The following is a 19,946-nucleotide window of genomic DNA, read 5'->3' on the forward strand; positions in this document are numbered from 1 at the left end:
CGGCCTATTTAAGCCATTGCTCCGGGTCACGCATTCCATGGACTATCGCCACGGCTAACACGCCGTAGGGCATGGGCTCGTAAATCACGATGTAGCGCCCCTCGACCAGAATGCGGGCGGTGGCGCTCAATTCCGGTCGAGCTGCGCCCATTTTGGCGTGCTCGCAAGCCAATTCCAGCCTGTCGAAAATGCGTCCGATCAGCTTGTCAGCCGCCTTCTCGTTATCGACGGCAATGTGATGCCAAATATCTCGCAAATCCTGAGAAGCTCGCGGGGTGAGCCGGTATTCAGCCACGGACTGCGCGTTCGGCCTTCAGAGCGCGTAAGAAAGCCGTACGATTTACGTGTTGACCTTCGCCACTTGCCATCCCTTCGTCATAGGCCCTTTTGAGGCGTTCCAGTTCAAGAGTGCGGAATTCCTCGCGCTGCTCCCATAGACGTAGTGCTTCCCTGACGATTTCACTGTTGGAAGCATAGTCTCCGCTGTTCACGGCGTCTTGTAGACGGGCGGCCTGCTTGGGGGTAAGCGACACAGTAAGAGTGCGCATGGGCTGGGCTTTCATACCGGGCACTATAGCATTTTTCACAGAGGCCAACAAGTTTTGTTAGACTTTGTTGGTAAATCGTCGCATTCCGGGACTTGCTTTGATGGCCAACCGTTGCTCGCGAATAAGTGAGAATCTCGACACCACAAACCCGAAATCGTACAGGGTCCCGCCATGCGGGTAACCACCGATCTGTGGGTGTCGGCCCTGTTGCGCCGGGTTTTTAGCGCCGGCGGCTTTGCCGCCGTGGTCAAGCGCGGCGCCACGGAAGCCGGCGCAGTTTTCGTGTTGGCGCGTGGCCGGCTAGGAGAGATGGCGCTGTTCGGGCCGGCGCCGCAGACGAGCTACGATTCGGCCAGGCCGGACGACCGTTTTTTCAGTCTGCTTGGCGAAGGCGACGATGCCGCCATTTTCGACGCGCAGCTGGAGCGCGAGAAGAAATTCGATCCGGATATCTGGGTGATCGAGATCGAGGCGGGCGTCGTTCCCGTCGAGGAGCTTATCTCGGTCAAGGCGTCGTAACGGCAAGCCTTCAGATGCGAAGCGCCTTTGGGGTGGCGGTTACATCGGCGCTGTTCGGCTTGCGCAGGTCGGCATTTGCCGCGACGCGCCCGGGCTTGCGAACGATTTTCGACACGGTGTCGGCCTTCCAGCCGCGGAGCCTGTCCAACGCAGCGTCGCGGTGCAGCAGGCGGTAGCGGTCGAGGAAGATGCGGATCGCCTGCGGGTGCGGAAACTCGGTCGGATAGATGGCAGCCGTGATCAGGAACGCCTTGTCTTCGCTGAGGTCGAGCGCGCGCAAGGCGAAAAGTAGCGGTGTGTAATTTTGGCTCGCGGTGAGCGTCCGCGCCGTTGAAAAATCGACTTCGAGCGCATCGGCGAGCGCTGTCTGAAAGAATGCCGCATTGCCGGTCAGCGCGGTTTCGCGCAGCTTGACGTAGGTTTGTGGCTCGACGAACGGTCTGATGGCGGTGCCGCGCTCGGAGCGCATCATGGATCGCAACCGGCGGCGTACGGTTTCGGCGGCGTCGGCCGCCTCTTGTCTGTTTGCGTCGCTCGCGACCATTTCCGCGTTTTCGGACGGGGCAATGGCAGTTGCTTCCGGCTGCTGCTGCGACCGCACCAGCGTCGGCCTTTCAAGCACTTTGATGAGATCGGCGATGGTTTGGTTGAGATCCTTGCGGCGGGCAATGGCACGGGCATGCGGCAGGCCGTGACGCCCGATCAGCGCGATCAGGTCGATGTCGCTGAGGGCACGCGAGCGGATGAGTAGCGGAGCGGCGATGTCGACCCGCTCCTGGCAAAGCCGCCGCACCAGCGCGGCGGGTGCATATTCGCATTCGGAAAGGGCCGCTGCGACGTAGCGGCGCGATTCGACCGAGACATTCTCGAAAAGCGGCAGCGTCAGGTCTTCGAGCTGCGCGATCTCCCGGCGCGAAGGGCGGGTGAGCGAACAGAATGCCGATACCGCGGCGCGAAACAGCCTTTCGGCCTTTCCCGATTCAGCTCCTGCTGCGATTTGCCCGAAATCCGAAGCTGACACGAAGGATACGCCTGACACTCGACACGATCTGGAGGGCGCTCTGCCGGGCTGTACCGGTTTCGCGTTTCCCAAGAACAAAGATCAATTTAGCGGCGATCCGTTAGCGCTCCGTTAACCTACTGCCTTCTTAATCGACTATGGAGGCGTTGCGTTGTGCTCCGGGGCAACCGAGAGGAATACGCGAACCATGGGCATGGTACTGTCTTTCGTGCCGCGAACGGCGGCAACCAATCGAGCACAACAAGCCGCGCCGGCGGCAGTGATCATATTTCCCGGGGTGCGCTACGAGCAGCGGCCGCTGACGGCCGAAACGCGGCCGACCGGCCCCGACAAGCCGGGACCGTCGGGAACATTGCCGGTACCGCACCACTGAGCATCGGAACCGGCCTAAAAATCCTGCAGTTCGCAGGAACTCTGTTCGAGAAAGCGCGAGACAATCGGCTTCCAGCTGTCGTCGGGCACGAACGAACGGATGACGAACACGCCTTCCTCTATCGGCGCCTCGACGAAGATGGCCCCTTGCAGTTCCTCGGGAAGATCCTTGCGGACCTCGATCATCTGGGCCGGCGTCAGCACAACGGTGTCGAGCACGCCTGCGGTCGCGCTGTGGTCGTTGAACGAGTAGATGTTGTGGCCGCCGCGGTCATAGACCGATATCGACCAGAATGGCACCTTGCCCGGCGCCTTGACCCGCACCATCCCCTCGGCAAGGTCGAAGCGGCAAGCCGCCGCATAAAACAGCGGATCGACCGATTTCACCACCGGCGCGCCGCCGGCTTCCGCGTCGAGCCTGGTCATCTTGTAGAGATCCGAGGCCATGGCCAATCGCGACCAGGCGTCGCGTTCGGAGAACTCGGGGACGAGCAGCAGCACGACGATGTGCACGATGCCGGCGCCGAGCAGGCCGAGCAGCACGGCATGCAGCAGGCTACGCATTGCAGCCGACCTTCTGGATTTGTGGTAGCGTGACGTCCGACAGACCGGTGCTGCTGGCGATCGGTGTGTCGTAGAACGTGAGCACCAAATACATCTTGCCGGCGCCGCTGGTCAGCAGCCAGTTGCCGGGCGCAGGGCGGCTGCCGACGGAAATGACCACCGAATTGTCGGCCTGGCGCAGCACTTGATAGGACTGCAGCGCAGCCGGCCTCGGCGTGCCGGTCTCGACCACCCCAAGCGACTGGTCGGCGGCATAAAGCGTCCAGAACCGGGCGGTGGGAAAACCGCCCGCAATCTTGTAGGCGCATTGCCGCTTGAGCTGTTCGCCGCCGGAATCGCGTTCGGCTATGAAGGACAGTCCTTCCGCCTGTCCAAGCGCCAGCACGCCTTCGCGAGCCACGCGGGCCTTGGAATAGGGATCCGCCGTCGGCGTGCCGATATCCGGGAAGGCGGTCCATTGGCCGATCCTGATGGCGCCGACGCCATCCTGCAGCTTCAGCGCGTACCAGACGCTGGCGCCACCGCCACCGATGGCGATGGCAAGCGAAAGCAGCGTCAGGAAGGCGTTCTTGAGCATGAGGAGCCGAGAGAACCGAAGGCCGGGGACAGAAAGATTGCGGCCCGGGATATCTCGGCGCAGGGGCTTATGGCAAGCGGCCCCGCGGAATTGGCCGTCACAGCGCCGACAGGGTCTCCGGTGCAGCGGGCGCGTCGAGCACGGGTGCCGCCTGGAAAAGCCTGGTCAGTTCTTTCAGGGTCCGGGTGGTCCGGCTGGACAGCACCGGCGGACGCTCGGCGTCGGCGTCGGCTGCTGCCTGTTCGGCGTTCTTCTTTTCCGCTTCCTCGGCCTTGGCGGCAATTTCGGCATCGACGAAGGGGTGATCGATACCGGGGATCGGTTTCAGGTCTATATTCTGGTGCGCATAGAGCATCAGCCGCTGCCACACCATTGCCGGCAGCGTGCCGCCGGTCATCTTGTTGGTCGCGGTGAAGTCGTCGTTACCGAGCCAGACGGCGGCTGTGTAGTTGCCGGTAAAGCCGACGAACCAGGCATCGCGGTAGGACTGCGTCGTGCCGGTCTTGCCGGCGACAACGATGTTTGGAAGGGCCGCGCGCCGGGCCGTGCCGATCACCGGCACCGCCGCCAGCATGGTGTTCATGTATTTGAGCGCCTGCTCCGACAGCACCCGGTGCGGCGGCGGCGCGTCCTTGGCGAAGTCGTAGACCACCTCGCCGGTACGGTTGAAGAGTTGGCTTATGCCGTGCCGGGTTCCGGCAAAGCCGTTCTGGGCGAACACGCTGTAGCCCGTCGCCTGGTCCATCACAGTCATGCCCGATGTACCGAGCACCATGGTCTTGTGCGATTCCAGCGGCGACTCGACGCCCATGGCTTCGGCCATCGCCTTGATCGGCTTGATGCCGAGATAATCCTTGGCCAGCCGCACCGGCACGGTGTTGATCGATTTGGCCATCGCCGTGATCAGCGTCACCTTGCCGGCCGACCCGCCATTGTAATTGTGGGGCGACCAGCTGCCCCAGGAGATGGGTCCGCCGGACACCACCGAATCCGGCGTGAAGCCATGCTCCATCGCCGTCGCATAGACATAGGGCTTGAACGAGGAGCCGGTCTGGCGAAGTGCCTTGGTGGCGCGGTTGAACTGGCTGGCGCCGTAGTCGCGGCCGCCGACGATCGCCCGGACGGCGCCGTTGGTCTCGATGACGACGATGGCGCCCTCGGTGACGTTGTATTCCTTGCCGAACTGGCGGAGGTGGAACTCCATCGATTCTTCGGCCGCCTTCTGGATGTTGGCGTCGAAAGTGGTGTGGGCGACAAGCGAGTGCGGGCCGCCTTTGGCGGCGATCTTCTTGACCTCGTCGAAGGCCCAGTCGAGGTAATAATCGGGGCTCTTCTGCTCGCCGCGGTCGACGATTTCGGCCGGGTGTAATCTTGCCTGCAGCACCTGGCCTTCGGTCATGAAGCCGGAATCGACCAGATTGGACAGTACCACATTGGCCCGCGCACGGGCGGCGGGCAGGTTTATGTGCGGCGCGTATTTGGTCGGCGCCTTGAACAGGCCGGCCAGCATCGCCGCCTCGGCAAGGTTCAGGTCCTTGACGCTCTTGCCGAAATAGAAATCGGCTGCTGCCTCGATGCCGAAAGTGCCGCCGCCCATGTAGGCGCGGTCGAGGTAAAGCTGCAGGATTTCCTTCTTCGACAGATTGGCTTCGAGCCACAGCGACAGGAAGGCTTCCTTGATCTTGCGCTCGAAGGTCCGTTCGTTGGTCAGGAACAGGTTCTTGGCCAGCTGCTGGGTGATGCTCGAGCCGCCCTGGACGACGGAATTTGCCCGTACGTTCTCGAAGATGGCGCGCGACAGGCCGAGCACATCGATGCCGTAATGGTCGAAGAAACGGCGGTCCTCGGTGGCCAGCACCGCCTTGATGACATGGTCGGGCATCTCGTCGACCGGCACCGAATCGCGCTGGATGATGCCCCGCTGGCCGATCTCGTTGCCGTAGCGGTCTAGGAAGGTGACGGCGAAGTCGCCTTGCGTGCGCCAGTCGCCGGCGGTTATCTGGAAGGCCGGCAAAGCCAGCGCCAAAAGGACGACGATGCCGCCGGCACCGAGCGTAAAGCCTTCACTCAACAGTTCGATCAGGCCGCGGCGCCAGCCGCCGACGCGGAAACGCCGCGAGAAGATGGTGGCCGCCTCCCAGAACTGGCGCGCCCTGAAGCCGATTTCGTAGGCAGAGGAATCGATCCACGCATCCACCGCCAGCAGCCTTGCGGCGATCGGACCTCTTCTCTTGCGTGGTTCCAAAGGACTGGCCATTCCAGGATCCGGCTGCGGGGACGCCGCCAACTGAGAAACCGCATGCCGGCAATTTCACGGCGGCGCGCCTTTCAAGACTATTCGTCCATTTTGGTGCTGCCTACAAGGGCGATGAAGGTTCCGCGCTTGCGTGGGTGCTGAGGATCGGCAGCGTCACATGGGACGCTTGTCCGCGATCTTTTTCGGGTCGCGGCCTATCATACCGGCGTTGGCTTTCCTGTGCTTGTCGGCAAGCCTGCGAATGCGATCGAAGCGGCTTTCCTCGGCCACTTCGATTTTCGCCGCTGCATTTGGCTTCGGGACGAATGCGATCATTGATCGATCTCCTTGCCGATGGTGCGCGCCGGGGATACCCGGCGGCTGTCTTTCAGGCTTGTTTCCGGCAGTGGCTGGTCAATAGCCCATGCCGCCGGGCGAAGCAGCGGCTTCCTTCGCCGGAACGTCGGTGATCATGGCTTCCGCCGTGATCAGAAGCGCCGCAATGGAGCCCGCGTCCTGCAGCGCCGTCCGTACCACCTTCGCCGGGTCGACGATGCCGGCCTTGATCATGTCGACATAGACCTCGTTCTGGGCATCGAAGCCCTGATTGTGATCCTTGCCGTCGGCGAGCTTGCCGACGACGATCGAACCTTCGACGCCGGAATTCTCGGCGATCTGCCGGATCGGCGCTTCGAGCGCTCTCGACACGATCGAAATGCCCGCCGTCACATCGGCATTGGCTCCGGTCATCCCGTTCAGCACAGCCTTGGCGCGCAGCAACGCGACACCGCCGCCCGGAACGATGCCTTCTTCAACGGCCGCGCGCGTGGCGTTCAGCGCATCGTCGATGCGGTCCTTCTTTTCCTTGACCTCGGATTCGGTGGCGCCGCCGACGCGGATGACGGCAACGCCGCCCGCCAGCTTGGCGAGACGTTCCTGCAGCTTCTCCTTGTCATAGTCGGACGTGGTTTCCTCGATCTGCGCCTTGATCTGCTGGACGCGCGCCTGGATGGTGGTCTTCTCGCCGGCGCCGTCGATGATCGTGGTGGTGTCCTTCTCGATCAGCACGCGCTTGGCGCGGCCGAGCATGTCTATGGTAATGTTCTCCAGCTTGATGCCGAGATCCTCGGAAATCATCTGTCCGGCGGTGAGCACGGCGATGTCTTCCAGCATCGCCTTGCGGCGGTCACCGAAGCCAGGCGCCTTGACGGCCGCTACCTTGAGGCCGCCGCGCAGCTTGTTGACGACCAGCGTTGCCAGCGCTTCGCCCTCGACGTCCTCGGAGATGATCAACAGCGGCCTCCCGCTTTGCACCACGGCTTCGAGGATGGGCAGCAGTGCCTGCAGATTTCCGAGCTTCTTTTCGTGGATGAGGACGTAAGGGTCTTCCAGCTCGGCGTGCATCTTCTCGGCATTGGTGACGAAATAGGGCGAGAGATAGCCGCGGTCGAACTGCATGCCTTCGACGACGTCTAGTTCGGTTTCGGCGGTCTTGGCCTCCTCGACGGTGATGACGCCGTCATTGCCGACCTTGTCCATCGCCTTGGCGATCATGGCGCCGACGCTGGTGTCGCCATTGGCGGCAATGGTGCCGACCTGCGCGATCTCGCCTGAGGACTTGACCTTCTTGGCGCGCGCCTGGATTTCCTGGACGACGGCGCTGACGGCAAAGTCGATGCCGCGCTTGAGGTCCATCGGGTTCATGCCGGCGGCAACGAATTTGGCGCCCTCGCGCAGGATGGAAGCGGCAAGCACCGTGGCGGTGGTGGTGCCGTCGCCGGCGAGGTCGTTGGTCTTCGAAGCCACTTCGCGCACCATCTGTGCGCCCATGTTTTCGAACTTGTCGGAAAGCTCGATTTCCTTTGCTACGGCCACCCCGTCCTTGGTGACGCGCGGCGCGCCGTAGGCCTTGTCGATGATGACGTTGCGGCCCTTGGGGCCGAGCGTCACCTTGACGGCGTTGTTGAGGATTTCGACGCCGCGCAGCATGCGGTCACGCGCGTCGGTGGAGAATTTGATTTCCTTGGCAGACATGGTTTTTTCCAGTTCGGTTGTCGTGGCACGGCGCTTGCAGCGCCTGAATCAAAGCTCGGAGCGTCCGTGCGCGCCCGGGTGGGCGCGCGGCCTTCCAATCAGGCGGCCTTCTTCTTGGCAGCCACGGTCTTGTCGACGATGCCCATCTCGCTTTTTTCGATGATGCCCATGATGTCGGCCTCCTTCATGATCAGAAGGTCCTCGCCGTCTATCTTGACCTCGGTGCCGGACCATTTGCCGAACAGGATGAGGTCGCCAGTCTTGACGTCGAGCGGGATCAGCGCGCCGCTTTCGTCCCGCGCGCCCGGCCCGACAGCGATCACTTCGCCTTCCTGCGGTTTTTCCTTGGCATTGTCGGGGATGATGATGCCGCCCTTGGATTTGGTGTCGCTTTCGGCGCGCCGAATGACGACGCGATCGTGGAGTGGCCGGAATTTCATGGGGACTCTTTCTGGGGCCGGCTTAGGCGGCCGCCCCCTCTCTATAGGCGCCTTGGCACTCGATTGATAGGAGTGCCAAAAAATATTCATAGGGCATATAAAATATTGAACGAATTATCTTGCCTGATCATCCCTTGGTGTTCGGGGCCTTTCCGAATATTAATGAAATTGAATTTCTGTCTTTGAACACCTATTTACGATGAAGTTCACAGCCATGACTTTCGCTGCAAGGGAGATTTTACCGATGGCCGAAGGCAATCAGAACATCATGGAAAAAGCTCAGGCTCGCTTCATGGAAAACCAGAAGAAGACGGCGGAACGGAACAAAGCAACTGCCGAATATCTTTCGGAGGCGAAGGCTAGGAGCATCAAAACGGCAAGGCTGAGGGAATTGCGACTGGCCAAGGAAGAGGCGGACCGCGCGGCGGAAGCTCTGAATCCGGTCGCCGCAAAGAAGAAGCGGGCGTCACGGGCAGTCAAGAAGGCCGTAACCGCATCGACGGAGGCGAAATCATGAGCCTGACATTTCCCAATCCCAGCCGCAGCTACGACGAGGCAAGCAAACGCATCCGCTTCGTCGGCCATGACGGCATGTTCCAGATTTCCTTCTCTGTCGCTACCGATGCCATCTCCAAGATGCAGCCGGGAACGGCGGCCTCAGAAGCTACCTACCTGGCAGCCTTCGACACGGCTTCCAACTCGATCCACGATGTCGCCAGGAATGCCTATGCCCGCACCCGCAGGAGCATATATGTGCTGACCGCGGCCGATTTTCGCTAGTCGCGATCCGTCCACAAGACGCTTTCTCAGGGCGTCCGACTTCGCTCGCCGTTTGACGTCGCGACCGTTCAGCCGGTCACGGGTCCGTGACGCGGACGGCTGCGGCGTCGCGCATTCCAGGAGCAGGGCTTATTCCCGAGGTCATGAAGGTTCATAATCCGTATGAGACGCGCTGATTCGCGCTTTTGCCGGGATGCCGTCATGCAACGCAGCTACGCAGCCGGGAGGTCGACGCGACGGGCGAGGGCAAAGACAATGACCGCGCCGGCCGTCGAATTGCAGAGGGCAATATTCGAGGCAGTGAACGGCGATCCCGACCTGTCGGCGGCACTGGGCGATGCAAGACTGTTCGACCATGCCCCGGAAAATGTTGCGTTCCCCCACATGACCTTCGGCCGCACCAGCGTCTACGACTGGGCAACGGGGACGGAGAACAACGCCGAGCAGTTGCTGACGCTGCATGTCTGGTCGAAATCCGAGGCCAGCAAGGAAACCACCGACATCATGGACCTGGTCAGCGCCCGCCTGCGAGATGCGGCGCTCTCGCTTGGCGAACATCGTCGCGCCCATCTCAAGCTCGAATTCGCCGAAGCCCGCTACGACGAGGACCTTTCGGCCCATCACGGGCTGCTGCGCTTCCGCGCCGTGATCGAGGAAGACGGCTGAGCGTCGGGCACTTTCCGTAAAATCGGGCAATTTTGTTCTTGCTTTGTGCCGGCAGCTATGCTACTAATTTGGCTATGGTGCTGATTGGCGCCAATGACCCGTCGCAGAGCGGGTTTTTTTATTTCCGGTCGGTTCGGCTGAATCTGCCTTCGGTTGCCGGATCGATTGTCGAAGTCGGGGCAAACCTAAAGCGATTGCCTTTCACCGCCAAACGATGCCCGGTTGTCGGCGGAGGATCGGAGGGCTAGGTTAAACTTGGCAATTCGCGGGACGGGCGGCGAAATGGCAATCCGGTAATCTCGCGCTTCAGGGGTGTGGCGGGCATGCATTCGAGCGTTCACCGTTCATATCATGTTCAGCACCGGCGCGTTAGAACGCTGGCCATGAAAACCCTTCGCTCCCACTTCCGGACCGCGGCACTTGCGCTCTCAGCCGCCGGCCTGCTTGCGTCGCAAGCGATGGCGATCCCCGCTGTCACGCCCGAGCGGACTCAGCCGGTCGTCCTCGCCGCGTCCGACTGCTACGCGATCGGCCAGCAGGTGGCGGAGCAGAATGGCGGCACTTTGGCCAAGGCCTCGCAGTCGACACGCGGCGGCCAGCCGGTCTGCGTCATCGTCGTGCTCCTTCCGGGCAAGGACGGGCAGCGTCCCCGTCGCTCGGAGATCGTCGTTCCGCTGAACTGAACCGTGCCGTTTCCCAGTCCGCCGGAATCGGCCTATATCTGAACAGCTTCAACAGGCCTTCCGCATGCGCGTACTCGTCGTCGAAGATGACAAGGATCTCAACCGGCAGATCGGCGACGCGCTGGTCGATGCCGGCTATGTCGTCGACCGCGCTTTTGACGGCGAGGAAGGGCACTTTCTCGGCGACACCGAGCCCTATGATGCCGTGGTGCTCGACATCGGCCTGCCGCAGATGGACGGCATCAGCGTGGTCGAGCGCTGGCGGCGCGGCGGCCGCAAGATGCCGGTGCTGATCCTGACGGCACGCGACCGCTGGAGCGACAAGGTTGCCGGCATCGACGCCGGCGCCGACGACTACGTCACCAAACCCTTCCACATCGAGGAAATTCTGGCCAGGGTGCGCGCTCTGATCCGGCGCGCTGCCGGGCATGCCTCGTCCGAGCTGACCTGCGGGCCGCTGCGTCTCGACACCAAGGCCTCCAAAGCCGACGTCGACGGCGTGCCGCTGAAGCTGACCTCGCACGAATTCCGGTTGCTTGCCTACCTCATGCATCATATGGGCGAGGTGGTGTCCCGGACCGAGCTGGTCGAGCATCTCTACGACCAGGATTTCGACCGCGATTCCAACACGATCGAGGTCTTTGTCGGACGGCTTCGCAAGAAGATGGGCATCGACATGATCGAAACCGTTCGCGGCATGGGCTACCGCATGCGTAAGCCGGAGGCGTAACGCGGAACCGCTTCCTACAAGACCCGCCGTCTCGAACACGCCGTCGCTGCGGTCATGGCCGCGTTCGCTGGCGTTTCGCGTCATCGCCTTTTCCACGGTCTGGGCGATCCTCACACTGGTGGTCATCTTCACCTTGATCACCACGCTCTATCGCCAGGCCAGCGAGCGCGGTTTCGACAGCCTGCTTTCGGCGCATCTGTTCAACCTGATCGGCTCGGTGGGCGTTTCCGAAGGCGGCCAGTTGACGGGCGCTCCCGACCTTGGCGATTTGAGATTCTCGGAGCCGAATTCCGGCTGGTACTGGTCGGTCGAGCCCGCCTCGGAAGGCGTGCACGGCGATCTCCATTCGTCGTCAATGACCAAGGCGATCCCGTCGCCAAGCGTTGCCGAGGTGCCCTTCAATGCCAGCTTCCAGCGCAGCTATTCAGCGGACGGCATCGAAGGCGAGCAGTTGGAGGTGTTCGAGAGCGAGTTCGTCCTCGATGCGAAAAATCGCGCCGCGCGCTTCCGTGTCATGGGCAACCAGACCGAGCTCGAGCAGGAAATCGCTACCTTCCAGCGGCGCCTCTTGACCTATCTGTCGCTGTTCGGCGTCGGCATGATCGCCATCAACGCAATTGCGATCCTGCTCGGCCTGCAGCCGCTGCGCCGGGTCAGGAATGCGCTTGCGATGGTGCGCGAAGGAACCGCGCAACGCCTCGACGGCCGTTTCCCGGCCGAGATCGAGCCGCTCGCCAACGAGACCAATGCGCTGATCGAGAACAACAGGCGTATCGTCGAGCGGTCGCGCACGCAGGTCGGCAACCTGGCGCACTCGCTGAAGACGCCGCTTGCCGTGCTGCTCAACGAGGCGCGGGCGCTGGGTGGCGCCAAGGGGCAGCTGATCGCTGAGCAGGCTGCTTCCATGCAGAAGCAAGTGGACCATTATCTGCAACGTGCCCGTGTCGCCGCGCAGCGCGACAGCGTCGTCTACCGAACGCCGGTGACACCGCTGGTCCAGCGCATGGTTCGGGTTCTGCAGAAGCTCAACCCGCAGGCGGCGCTGTCGCTCTCACTGCCGGCTACCGACATCGTCTTTGCCGGCGAACGCGAGGACCTGGAGGAGTTGCTCGGCAATCTGCTCGACAATGCGATGAAATGGGCAAGGAGCGCGGTCGCCGTTTCGGTCAAGCTCGTCGCTGGCACGGAAGGCTCAGCCAACCTGTTCGAGATAGCCATCGAGGATGACGGCCCCGGCATTCCCGACGACAAGGCGCGCGAGGTATTGCAGCGCGGCCGGCGCCTCGACGAGACGAAACCGGGCAGCGGGCTCGGACTTGCCATTGTCGCCGACCTTGTCAACGAGTATGGAGGCTCTCTGGCGCTGGAACGATCCGTCATGGGTGGATTGAAGGCGATGGTTCGATTGCGGAGCCTTCAGTAATGCTTTTCCAGGTGGCCGGCTGCGGCCAAATTTCCGACAAACATCGACATTATCGCCGCGCCAGCCTGCTGACAGCGCGGCGGTCCAGCTCAAGAAAGCCGGTATTGGCATGAAGATTCGCGTCGCGCTCGTTTCCGCCCTGCTCGCCGTCTCCGGCTGCACAACGCTCAGCAAGGGCCCGGCCGTTACGGTAACGCCGGCCGCCACGCCCCCCAGCGGCGCCAAGGTGGCGACGACGATCATCTCCGCCATGGGCGGCGGCCTCGTCGGCGGCTCTATCGGCGCCGGCCTGAGCGAGACCGAGAAACGCAGCGCGCTCGAGGCGGAATACAAGGCGCTTGAATACACGGCGAGCGGCCAGAAAGTGGCTTGGAAGAGCGACAGTTCGGCCCATCGCGGCGAAGTGGTTGCCGCCCAGCCCTATCGCGTCGGATCGCAGGATTGTCGGCAATACACCCATACGGTGTTTACCGGCACCGCCGGCGCCACCGCGCGCGGAACCGCCTGCCGCAATGCCGACGGCAGCTGGACGCCGCTGACGTAGCTGGTCCGGCCGTTCCCGCCAAAGCGTCGCAGCACGCTTGTGTTGGCAGGGCAGGGGTCTCGTTCTATTGGAAGAGCCATGCTGTTCTGGGTCATAGCCGCAATCCTGACGCTGGGCGCGAGCCTGGCGGTGCTGCTGCCGTTGGCTGGCGGTTCGAAGAACGCGTCCGCTGCCGGCGATCACGACCTCGAAGTCTATCGCGACCAGCTGGCCGAGCTTGACCGCGATATGGCGCGTGGCCTGATCCAGCCGATGGAGGCCGAAGAGGCTCGCGCCGAAATCGCCCGCCGCATCCTTCGCCTGAGCAATGCCGGCCAAGCCGGCGAGACGGCGACGCAGCCGTCGCGGTCGACAAGACTGGTGGCGACGGCTGCCGTGCTGGTGGTTCCACTGGTCAGCTGGGGCCTCTATGGCCAGCTCGGCTCACCCGACCTTCCATCGCAGCCACTCAGCGAACGCCTGGCCAAGAACCCCGCCGACAGCTCGGTCGACGAGCTGATAGCCCGCGCCGAGGCGCACCTGGCGGTCAACCCATCCGATGGCCGTGGCTGGGACGTTCTGGCGCCGGTCTATCTGCGCATGCAGCGATACGCCGATGCGGTGACCGCCTATCGCAACGCCATCCGCCTCGACGGCAACAGCGCCGCCCGTCAGGCGGGTCTTGGCGAGGCGATCGCCAATGCGGCCGGCGGCATTGTCTCAGCCGAAGCGCAGGCGGCGTTCAAGGCGGCGTTGAAGCTCGATCCGGCCAATCCGAAGGCCGTGTTCTATCTCGCGATGGGCATGGCACAGGAAGGGCGCATAGCTGAAGCCACGGCGGCCTGGCAAAAGATGCTTGCCGCCTTGCCGCAGGGCTCGCCGTGGCGCGGCGCCGTCGAGCAGGCGCTGGCTGAATCCGCCGCCCGCAACGTCGCTTCCGGAGCGCCCGCGAAAGGACCGAGCGCCGAGGATATCGATGCTGCCTCCTCGATGTCGCCGCAGGACCGACAAGCCATGATCAGCACTATGGTTGCCGGCCTCGATGAAAAGCTTCGGCAAAATCCGCGCGACGAGGAAGGGTGGATGCAGCTCGTTCGTTCTTATGTCGTGCTGGGCAAGACAGATCAGGCACGTGACGCGCTCAATCGCGGTATTGCCGTCTTTGGCGCCGATAGCGACCAGGCCAAGAAATTCACCGCCTTTGCCGCCTCGCTCGGCGTGACGGCGACGGAGTAGACGATGACGCGCAAGCAGAAACGACTGTCGGCGATCGCCGCGGGGCTGGCGTTTCTCGGTGTTGCCACCGGGCTGACCTTCTATGCGCTTGGCCAGAAGGCCTCCTATTTCTACATGCCGGCCGATCTGGCCACCGCCAGCCTTCAGCCGGGCCAGCGCATCAGGCTCGGCGGCCTCGTCGAAAAAGGCACGGTCGAGCGTAGCCAAGGCGCCACCGTCGCCTTTTCGGTGACCGACAACCAGAAGGACGTCAAGGTTACCTATACCGGCATTCTTCCCGACCTTTTCCGGGAAGGGCAGGGCGTGATCACCGAAGGCTCGTTTGGCCCTGACGGCATTTTTGTCGCCGACAGCGTGCTCGCCAAGCATGACGAGACCTATATGCCCAAGGAAGTGGCCGACGGCCTCAAGGCCAAGGGCGTGTGGCAGGAGAGCAAGAGTGACTGAGCAGGTTCCGCAAAAGTGTTCCACGGTTTTGCGGCAAGAACCTGCGGCAAGATCTAGCGGGTGCGGCGACAATGGTTGAAACCGGACATTTCGCCCTGGTCCTGGCGTTTGCGCTGGCCCTGGTGCAGACGGTGGTGCCGGTGTTCGGCGCGCGCACCGGCAACCACAAGATGATGGCCGTCGGCGCACCCGCCGCGCTGACCGGCTTTGCCTTGACGGCGCTGTCCTTCGTAGCGCTGGCGACCGCCTATGCAGGGTCCGATTTTTCGGTTGAGAGCGTCTGGGAGAACTCGCATTCGCTGCAGCCGCTGATCTACAAGATCACCGGAACCTGGGGCAATCACGAAGGTTCGATGCTGCTCTGGGTGCTGATCCTGACCTTCTTCGGCGCGCTTGTCGCCGTTTTCGGCGGCAATCTTCCGGCGACGCTCCGGGCCAATGTGCTTGCCGTGCAGGGAGCGATCGGCGCCACGTTCTTGCTGTTCATCCTGACGACGTCGAACCCGTTCGTCAGGCTCAATCCGGCGCCTATCGAGGGACGCGATCTCAACCCGATCCTGCAGGATCTCGGCCTCGCCATCCATCCGCCGCTGCTCTATCTCGGCTATGTCGGTTTCTCGATCTGCTTTTCCTTCTCGGTCGCCGCCCTCATCGAGGGCCGCATCGACGCTTCGTGGGCGCGCTGGGTAAGGCCATGGACGCTGGTCGCCTGGATGTTCCTGACCGGCGGCATCGCCATGGGCTCCTACTGGGCCTATTACGAGCTCGGCTGGGGCGGCTTCTGGTTCTGGGATCCGGTCGAGAACGCATCCTTCATGCCGTGGCTGGCGGGCACGGCGCTGCTGCATTCGGCCATCGTCATGGAAAAGCGCTCGGCGCTGAAGATCTGGACGCTGCTTCTGGCGATCCTGACCTTCTCGCTGTCGCTGCTCGGCACCTTCCTGGTGCGCTCCGGCGTGCTGACCTCGGTGCACGCCTTTGCCACCGATCCGACGCGTGGCGTGTTCATCCTCTGCATCCTGACGCTGTTCATCGGCGGCTCGCTGGCGCTGTTTGCCTTGCGCGCCTCCCGGCTGACGGCCGGCGGCCTGTTTCACCCGATCTCGCGCGAAGGCGCGCTGGTCCTGAACAATCTGTTCCTGACCACCGCCACCGCCACCGTGCTGGTCGGCACGCTCTATCCGCTCGTCGTCGAAGCCCTGTCTGCCGACAAGATTTCGGTCGGCGCGCCGTTCTTCAACCTGACATTCGGCCCGCTGATGGTGCCGCTCTTGGTCGTCGTGCCGTTCGGGCCGCTACTCGCCTGGAAGCGCGGCGACATTTTCGCGGTCGCCCAGCGCCTGATGGCGGCTTTCGCCGCGGCGCTGCTCACCGTACTGGTGACGGCCTTGTTCATCGATGGCGCATCGGTATTCGCAGCGCTCGGTGTCGGCCTTGCCTTCTGGCTAATCTGCGGTGCGCTCACCGATCTCGGCGTCAAATCCGGCTTCGGCACCGTCGCGCTCGCCACCATGCTCAGGCGCTTCGCCGGCCTGCCGCGCTCGGTCTTCGGTACAGCGCTTGCGCATCTCGGTCTCGGGCTGACGACGCTCGGCATTGTCGGCACGCTTTGCTTCGGCACCGAAAAAATCCTGTCGATGCATGCCGGCGAGACCGTCGAACTGTCCGGTCACAGGCTGCGCTTCGAGGGGCTCTACCCGGCCCAGGGGCCTAACTACAGTGAGGATCGCGGCCGCTTCGCCCTGCTTGGCGCCGACGGCAGCGTCGCAGGCGAGATCACCTCGGCCAAGCGCTCCTATCCGGTGCGCCAGATGACTACAACCGAATCCGGCATCAGGACGATCGGCTTCAGCCAGCTCTATCTTTCGCTTGGCGACGAGGGCAGCGATGGCTCTGTGGTCGTTCGTCTGTGGTGGAAGCCGCTGGTGACGCTGATCTGGGGCGGCGGACTGGTGATGATGGCGGGCGCGGCGATGTCGCTGCTCGACCGTCGCCTGCGCGTCGGCGCACCGTCGCGCCGCAAGCCTGCAGGCGCCATGCCATCGGCGAGCCCGCAATGAGAAGGAGCACGCTGGCCTCGCTGGTCCTGCTGCTGGCGCTGTTGTTCGCCGGCGCCGCGCAGGCGGTCAAGCCCGACGAGGTGCTCGCCGACCCGGCACTCGAGGCGAGGGCGCGCGCTTTGTCGGAAGGCCTGCGCTGCATGGTCTGCCAGAACCAGTCGATCGACGAGTCCGATGCCGATCTCGCCCGTGACCTGCGCATCCTTGTGCGCCAGCGTCTGGTCGCCGGCGATACCGATCAGCAGGTGATGGACTATGTCGTTTCGCGCTACGGCGAGTTCGTGCTGCTGAAGCCACGCTTCAATCTGCGCAATGTCTTGCTCTGGGGGACGCCAGTTCTTCTGCTGCTCGTTGGCGGGACGTTTATCCTGCTGGCCGCCCGCTCGCGCCGCTCGACGGCGACAAATGCCCTGACCGCGGACGAGCAGGCGGCGTTGGACGCAATGCTCCGCCGCGATTGATCGATACATTACGAAAGTTTCATGTACCGGAAATGGCGCCGTAATGTGCGGCTCTCTATTTCCTTTGTCGAGGATGCCAAACAAGGGGCGTCCCTTGAAAAGAGGATACGAGAACCATGAATGTTGCCCCCAATTCATCTCTTCGCACTCGCAAACGCCTGCTGGCCGCAGCCGCATCCCTGGCCATTGCCGGCGCGATCGGCTTCGGCGCCGTTGCCACCGGGACAGCCCCGGTGCTGGCCGACGCCGTGCGTGTCGAGGCACCGCAGGTCCCAAGCTTCGCCGATGTGGTCGAGCGTGTTTCGCCGGCGGTTGTCAGCGTGCGCGTCAAGGCCAAGATCCAGCCGACGGCCGATGACGGTTCCGACCAGATGGACGACGAGGACGGCTTAGGCAATCTTCCCGATAACCCGCAGCTGCGGCGTTTCTTCCGCGAATTCCGCGGCTTTGGCGACCAAGGCCCGAACGGAATGCGTCGTTTTGGACATCGTGACCGCAACAACGACCAGCCGCGGCCGGTGGCGCAAGGGTCCGGCTTCTTCATCTCCGATGACGGCTATCTCGTCACCAACAACCATGTCGTCGAGGAGGGGACCGCCTTCACCGTGGTGACCAATGACGGCAAGGAACTCGACGCCAAGCTGATCGGCACCGATCCGCGCACCGATCTTGCCGTGCTCAAGGTCGATGACGGCAACAGGTTCACCTATGTCGACTTCGCCGATGATTCCAAGGTTCGCGTCGGCGACTGGGTGGTGGCTGTCGGCAATCCGTTCGGCCTCGGCGGCACGGTTACCGCAGGCATCGTTTCGGCCCGCGGCCGCGATATCGGCGCCGGTCCCTATGACGACTTCATCCAGATCGACGCCTCGGTGAACCGCGGCAATTCGGGCGGCCCGACCTTCAACCTCAACGGCCAGGTTGTCGGCATCAACACCGCGATCTTCTCGCCGTCGGGCGGCAGCGTCGGCATTGCCTTCGACATTCCCGCTTCGACCGCCAAGCAGGTCGTGCAGGACCTGATGAGGAACGGTACCGTCCAGCGCGGCTGGCTCGGCGTCGAAATCCAGCCGGTCACGCCTGAAATCGCCGAGTCGCTTGGCCTTGGGTCCGGCAAAGGCGCGCTCGTTGCCAGCGCGCAGGACAACGGTCCCGGCAAGAAGGCCGGCATCACCGCCGGTGACGTGATCACCCAGGTGGACGGCAAGGACGTTGCTTCGCCGAAGGAACTCGCCCGACTGATTGGCGCTTACCCGCCCGGCAAATCGGTCGACGTCACGGTGTGGCGCAACGGCAAGAGCGAGGCGGTTAAGGTCGACCTTGGCAAGCTGCCGTCGAGCGACAAGCAGGCCTCGGCCGACCAGCAGCCTGCTCCGGCACCGAAGACCGACACGCTCGCCGATCTCGGCCTGACCGTTACCAAGTCCGAAAATGGCAAGGGACTTGTGGTGACCGACGTCGACCCCGACAGCGATGCCGCCGATCGCGGCATCCAGCCCGGCGACGTCATCACCTCCGTCAATTCGACGGAAGTGAGCGGCACCGCCGACGTCGACAAGGCGATGGCCGACGCGGTGAAGTCCGGCCGCAAAGCGGTGTTGATGCAGATCACCCGCGACGACAGTAACCGCTTCGTCGCACTGCCTGTCGCCAAGGGCTGACTTTTCCGGTGCGGCGGTTTTCAACACCCCCGAGCCGCCGCACGGGAAAGCACGGGGCCTGAATACGTTAGTCAGTCATCGTGTTCCGCCCCAGCGGCAGCGGGCTTCCCATCGCCCGCTGCCGCTCGAACATGTCGCTCAAAGCGTGAAGCGGTTTTAGGCTACGACATGCTAAAACAAAGACTTACCGCGTATCCTTGAATCACTTTGTTCGCGATACGCCATGGAGAAGGCCACGATGCGTATGCCGGCCACTCAATCTTCCAGCGAAATCGCGTATAACGGTTCTATGAAGATTCTCGTCATAGAAGACGATCGCGAGGCAGCCGACTACCTGCAGAAGGCGTTCGCCGAGGCCGGCCATACCGCCCATGTCGCCGGCGACGGCGAAACCGGCTTCGCGCTCGCTGATTCCGGCGACTATGACGTCATGGTCGTTGACCGCATGATGCCGCGCCGCGACGGCCTGTCCGTCATTGCCGGGCTCAGGTCCAGAGGCAATACGACGCCCGTCCTGATCCTTTCGGCGCTCGGCGAAGTCGACGACCGGGTCACCGGTCTGCGCGCCGGCGGTGACGACTACCTGACCAAACCCTACGCCTTTTCCGAACTGCTCGCCCGCGTCGAGGTGCTGAACCGCCGCGCCAGCGCCAGGGAAGCCGAAACCGTCTACCGGGTCGGTGATCTCGAACTCGACCGGCTGTCGCACTCGGTGCGCCGCGCCGGGCGCGAGATAACGCTGCAGCCGCGCGAGTTCCGCCTGCTCGAATATCTGATGCGCCATGCCGGCCAGGTGGTGACGCGCACCATGCTGCTCGAGAACGTCTGGGACTATCATTTCGATCCGCAGACCAACGTCATCGACGTTCATATCTCGCGGCTGCGGGGCAAGATCGAGAAGGGGTTCGACAAGCCGATCCTGCACACGGTTCGCGGCGCCGGCTACATGCTGAAAAGCGGCTAGA

24 protein-coding genes are annotated in these 19,946 nt (G+C 63.2%); 15 read left to right on the plus strand and 9 right to left on the minus strand.

Annotated elements, in window-relative coordinates; translation table 11 throughout:
- Positions 1-4: 4 nt before the first annotated feature.
- Together NKH50_RS21450 and NKH50_RS21455 are read right to left on the minus strand one after the other, a co-directional pair.
- Positions 5-295, minus strand: a complete 291-nt coding sequence (locus NKH50_RS21450) for a type II toxin-antitoxin system RelE/ParE family toxin (protein ID WP_254819939.1) — start codon at positions 293-295, stop codon at positions 5-7.
- Positions 288-563 (minus strand): type II toxin-antitoxin system ParD family antitoxin, encoded by a 276-nt coding sequence (locus NKH50_RS21455; RefSeq protein WP_502895544.1) that lies wholly within the window; start codon positions 561-563, stop codon positions 288-290. Before NKH50_RS21455 ends, NKH50_RS21450 begins: the two co-directional genes overlap by 8 nt.
- Before the next feature lie 156 nt (positions 564-719).
- Between NKH50_RS21455 and NKH50_RS21460 the strand changes: the two genes are divergently transcribed.
- A complete protein-coding gene (locus tag NKH50_RS21460; protein WP_254819941.1) occupies positions 720-1,067 on the plus strand; it encodes a DUF1491 family protein in 348 nt (115 codons plus the stop codon).
- Positions 1,068-1,077: 10 nt separating this feature from the next.
- On the opposite strand, the gene NKH50_RS21465 is transcribed toward NKH50_RS21460, so the two are convergent.
- Positions 1,078-2,088: a hypothetical protein gene (locus NKH50_RS21465; protein WP_352690033.1), complete on the minus strand. Its 1,011-nt coding sequence runs from the start codon at positions 2,086-2,088 to the stop codon at positions 1,078-1,080.
- Positions 2,089-2,275: 187 nt separating this feature from the next.
- Between NKH50_RS21465 and NKH50_RS21470 the strand changes: the two genes are divergently transcribed.
- A complete protein-coding gene (locus NKH50_RS21470; RefSeq protein WP_254819943.1) occupies positions 2,276-2,461 on the plus strand; it encodes a hypothetical protein in 186 nt (61 codons plus the stop codon).
- Between the two features lie 14 nt (positions 2,462-2,475).
- On the opposite strand, the gene NKH50_RS21475 is transcribed toward NKH50_RS21470, so the two are convergent.
- The 6 genes from NKH50_RS21475 to NKH50_RS21500 form a co-directional block, all read right to left on the minus strand.
- Positions 2,476-3,024 carry a DUF1254 domain-containing protein gene (locus tag NKH50_RS21475; RefSeq protein WP_254819944.1) on the minus strand — a complete coding sequence of 183 codons (549 nt, stop codon included), beginning with the start codon at positions 3,022-3,024 and terminating at the stop codon, positions 2,476-2,478.
- Positions 3,017-3,601 carry a DUF1214 domain-containing protein gene (locus tag NKH50_RS21480; protein WP_352706148.1) on the minus strand — a complete coding sequence of 195 codons (585 nt, stop codon included), beginning with the start codon at positions 3,599-3,601 and terminating at the stop codon, positions 3,017-3,019. The genes NKH50_RS21475 and NKH50_RS21480 overlap by 8 nt, the downstream gene beginning before the upstream one ends.
- A 97-nt stretch (positions 3,602-3,698) precedes the next feature.
- Positions 3,699-5,858: a transglycosylase domain-containing protein gene (locus NKH50_RS21485; RefSeq protein WP_352752363.1), complete on the minus strand. Its 2,160-nt coding sequence runs from the start codon at positions 5,856-5,858 to the stop codon at positions 3,699-3,701.
- A 153-nt stretch (positions 5,859-6,011) separates the two neighbouring features.
- A complete protein-coding gene (locus tag NKH50_RS21490) occupies positions 6,012-6,173 on the minus strand; it encodes a hypothetical protein (protein ID WP_352479526.1) in 162 nt (53 codons plus the stop codon).
- Positions 6,174-6,251: 78 nt separating this feature from the next.
- Positions 6,252-7,871: a chaperonin GroEL gene (gene groL / locus NKH50_RS21495; protein ID WP_352880882.1), complete on the minus strand. Its 1,620-nt coding sequence runs from the start codon at positions 7,869-7,871 to the stop codon at positions 6,252-6,254.
- 98 nt (positions 7,872-7,969) lie between these two features.
- Positions 7,970-8,311 carry a co-chaperone GroES gene (locus NKH50_RS21500; RefSeq protein WP_352880884.1) on the minus strand — a complete coding sequence of 114 codons (342 nt, stop codon included), beginning with the start codon at positions 8,309-8,311 and terminating at the stop codon, positions 7,970-7,972.
- A gap of 244 nt (positions 8,312-8,555) precedes the next feature.
- On the opposite strand from NKH50_RS21500, the gene NKH50_RS21505 reads away from it, so the two are divergent.
- From NKH50_RS21505 to NKH50_RS21565, 13 genes are all read left to right on the plus strand, one after another.
- A complete protein-coding gene (locus tag NKH50_RS21505) occupies positions 8,556-8,828 on the plus strand; it encodes a hypothetical protein (protein ID WP_352880886.1) in 273 nt (90 codons plus the stop codon).
- Entirely contained in the window at positions 8,825-9,091 is a 267-nt protein-coding gene (locus tag NKH50_RS21510) for a DUF1488 family protein (protein ID WP_254819951.1), read from the plus strand. Before NKH50_RS21505 ends, NKH50_RS21510 begins: the two co-directional genes overlap by 4 nt.
- A gap of 255 nt (positions 9,092-9,346) precedes the next feature.
- The gene (locus tag NKH50_RS21515) at positions 9,347-9,757 is read left to right on the plus strand and encodes a DUF3168 domain-containing protein (RefSeq protein ID WP_352690024.1); all 411 of its coding nucleotides are present in this window, start codon (positions 9,347-9,349) and stop codon (positions 9,755-9,757) included.
- A gap of 383 nt (positions 9,758-10,140) precedes the next feature.
- Positions 10,141-10,440: a hypothetical protein gene (locus tag NKH50_RS21520; RefSeq protein ID WP_352880888.1), complete on the plus strand. Its 300-nt coding sequence runs from the start codon at positions 10,141-10,143 to the stop codon at positions 10,438-10,440.
- 64 nt (positions 10,441-10,504) lie between these two features.
- Positions 10,505-11,170, plus strand: coding sequence for a response regulator transcription factor (locus tag NKH50_RS21525; RefSeq protein WP_023718390.1), 666 nt, complete (start codon positions 10,505-10,507; stop codon positions 11,168-11,170).
- A gap of 82 nt (positions 11,171-11,252) precedes the next feature.
- A complete protein-coding gene (locus tag NKH50_RS21530) occupies positions 11,253-12,593 on the plus strand; it encodes an ATP-binding protein (protein ID WP_502906896.1) in 1,341 nt (446 codons plus the stop codon).
- A 109-nt stretch (positions 12,594-12,702) separates the two neighbouring features.
- Positions 12,703-13,137: an RT0821/Lpp0805 family surface protein gene (locus NKH50_RS21535; RefSeq protein ID WP_352690020.1), complete on the plus strand. Its 435-nt coding sequence runs from the start codon at positions 12,703-12,705 to the stop codon at positions 13,135-13,137.
- 78 nt (positions 13,138-13,215) lie between these two features.
- On the plus strand, positions 13,216-14,352 hold the full coding sequence (ccmI, locus tag NKH50_RS21540) for a c-type cytochrome biogenesis protein CcmI (protein WP_352880890.1): 1,137 nt from the start codon (positions 13,216-13,218) through the stop codon (positions 14,350-14,352).
- Between the two features lie 3 nt (positions 14,353-14,355).
- Positions 14,356-14,799, plus strand: coding sequence for a cytochrome c maturation protein CcmE (gene ccmE, locus NKH50_RS21545; protein WP_352880892.1), 444 nt, complete (start codon positions 14,356-14,358; stop codon positions 14,797-14,799).
- Between the two features lie 71 nt (positions 14,800-14,870).
- Complete coding sequence (locus tag NKH50_RS21550) at positions 14,871-16,859, plus strand: heme lyase CcmF/NrfE family subunit (RefSeq protein ID WP_352880894.1); 1,989 nt, start codon at positions 14,871-14,873, stop codon at positions 16,857-16,859.
- A complete protein-coding gene (locus NKH50_RS21555) occupies positions 16,856-17,320 on the plus strand; it encodes a cytochrome c-type biogenesis protein (RefSeq protein WP_352647241.1) in 465 nt (154 codons plus the stop codon). Before NKH50_RS21550 ends, NKH50_RS21555 begins: the two co-directional genes overlap by 4 nt.
- 116 nt (positions 17,321-17,436) lie before the next feature.
- A complete protein-coding gene (locus tag NKH50_RS21560; RefSeq protein ID WP_352690015.1) occupies positions 17,437-18,981 on the plus strand; it encodes a Do family serine endopeptidase in 1,545 nt (514 codons plus the stop codon).
- A gap of 289 nt (positions 18,982-19,270) precedes the next feature.
- Complete coding sequence (locus NKH50_RS21565) at positions 19,271-19,945, plus strand: response regulator transcription factor (RefSeq protein WP_254819962.1); 675 nt, start codon at positions 19,271-19,273, stop codon at positions 19,943-19,945.
- Position 19,946 lies beyond the last annotated feature (1 nt).

This window comes from Mesorhizobium sp. M1027 (assembly GCF_040318745.1).
Lineage (GTDB): Bacteria > Pseudomonadota > Alphaproteobacteria > Rhizobiales > Rhizobiaceae > Mesorhizobium.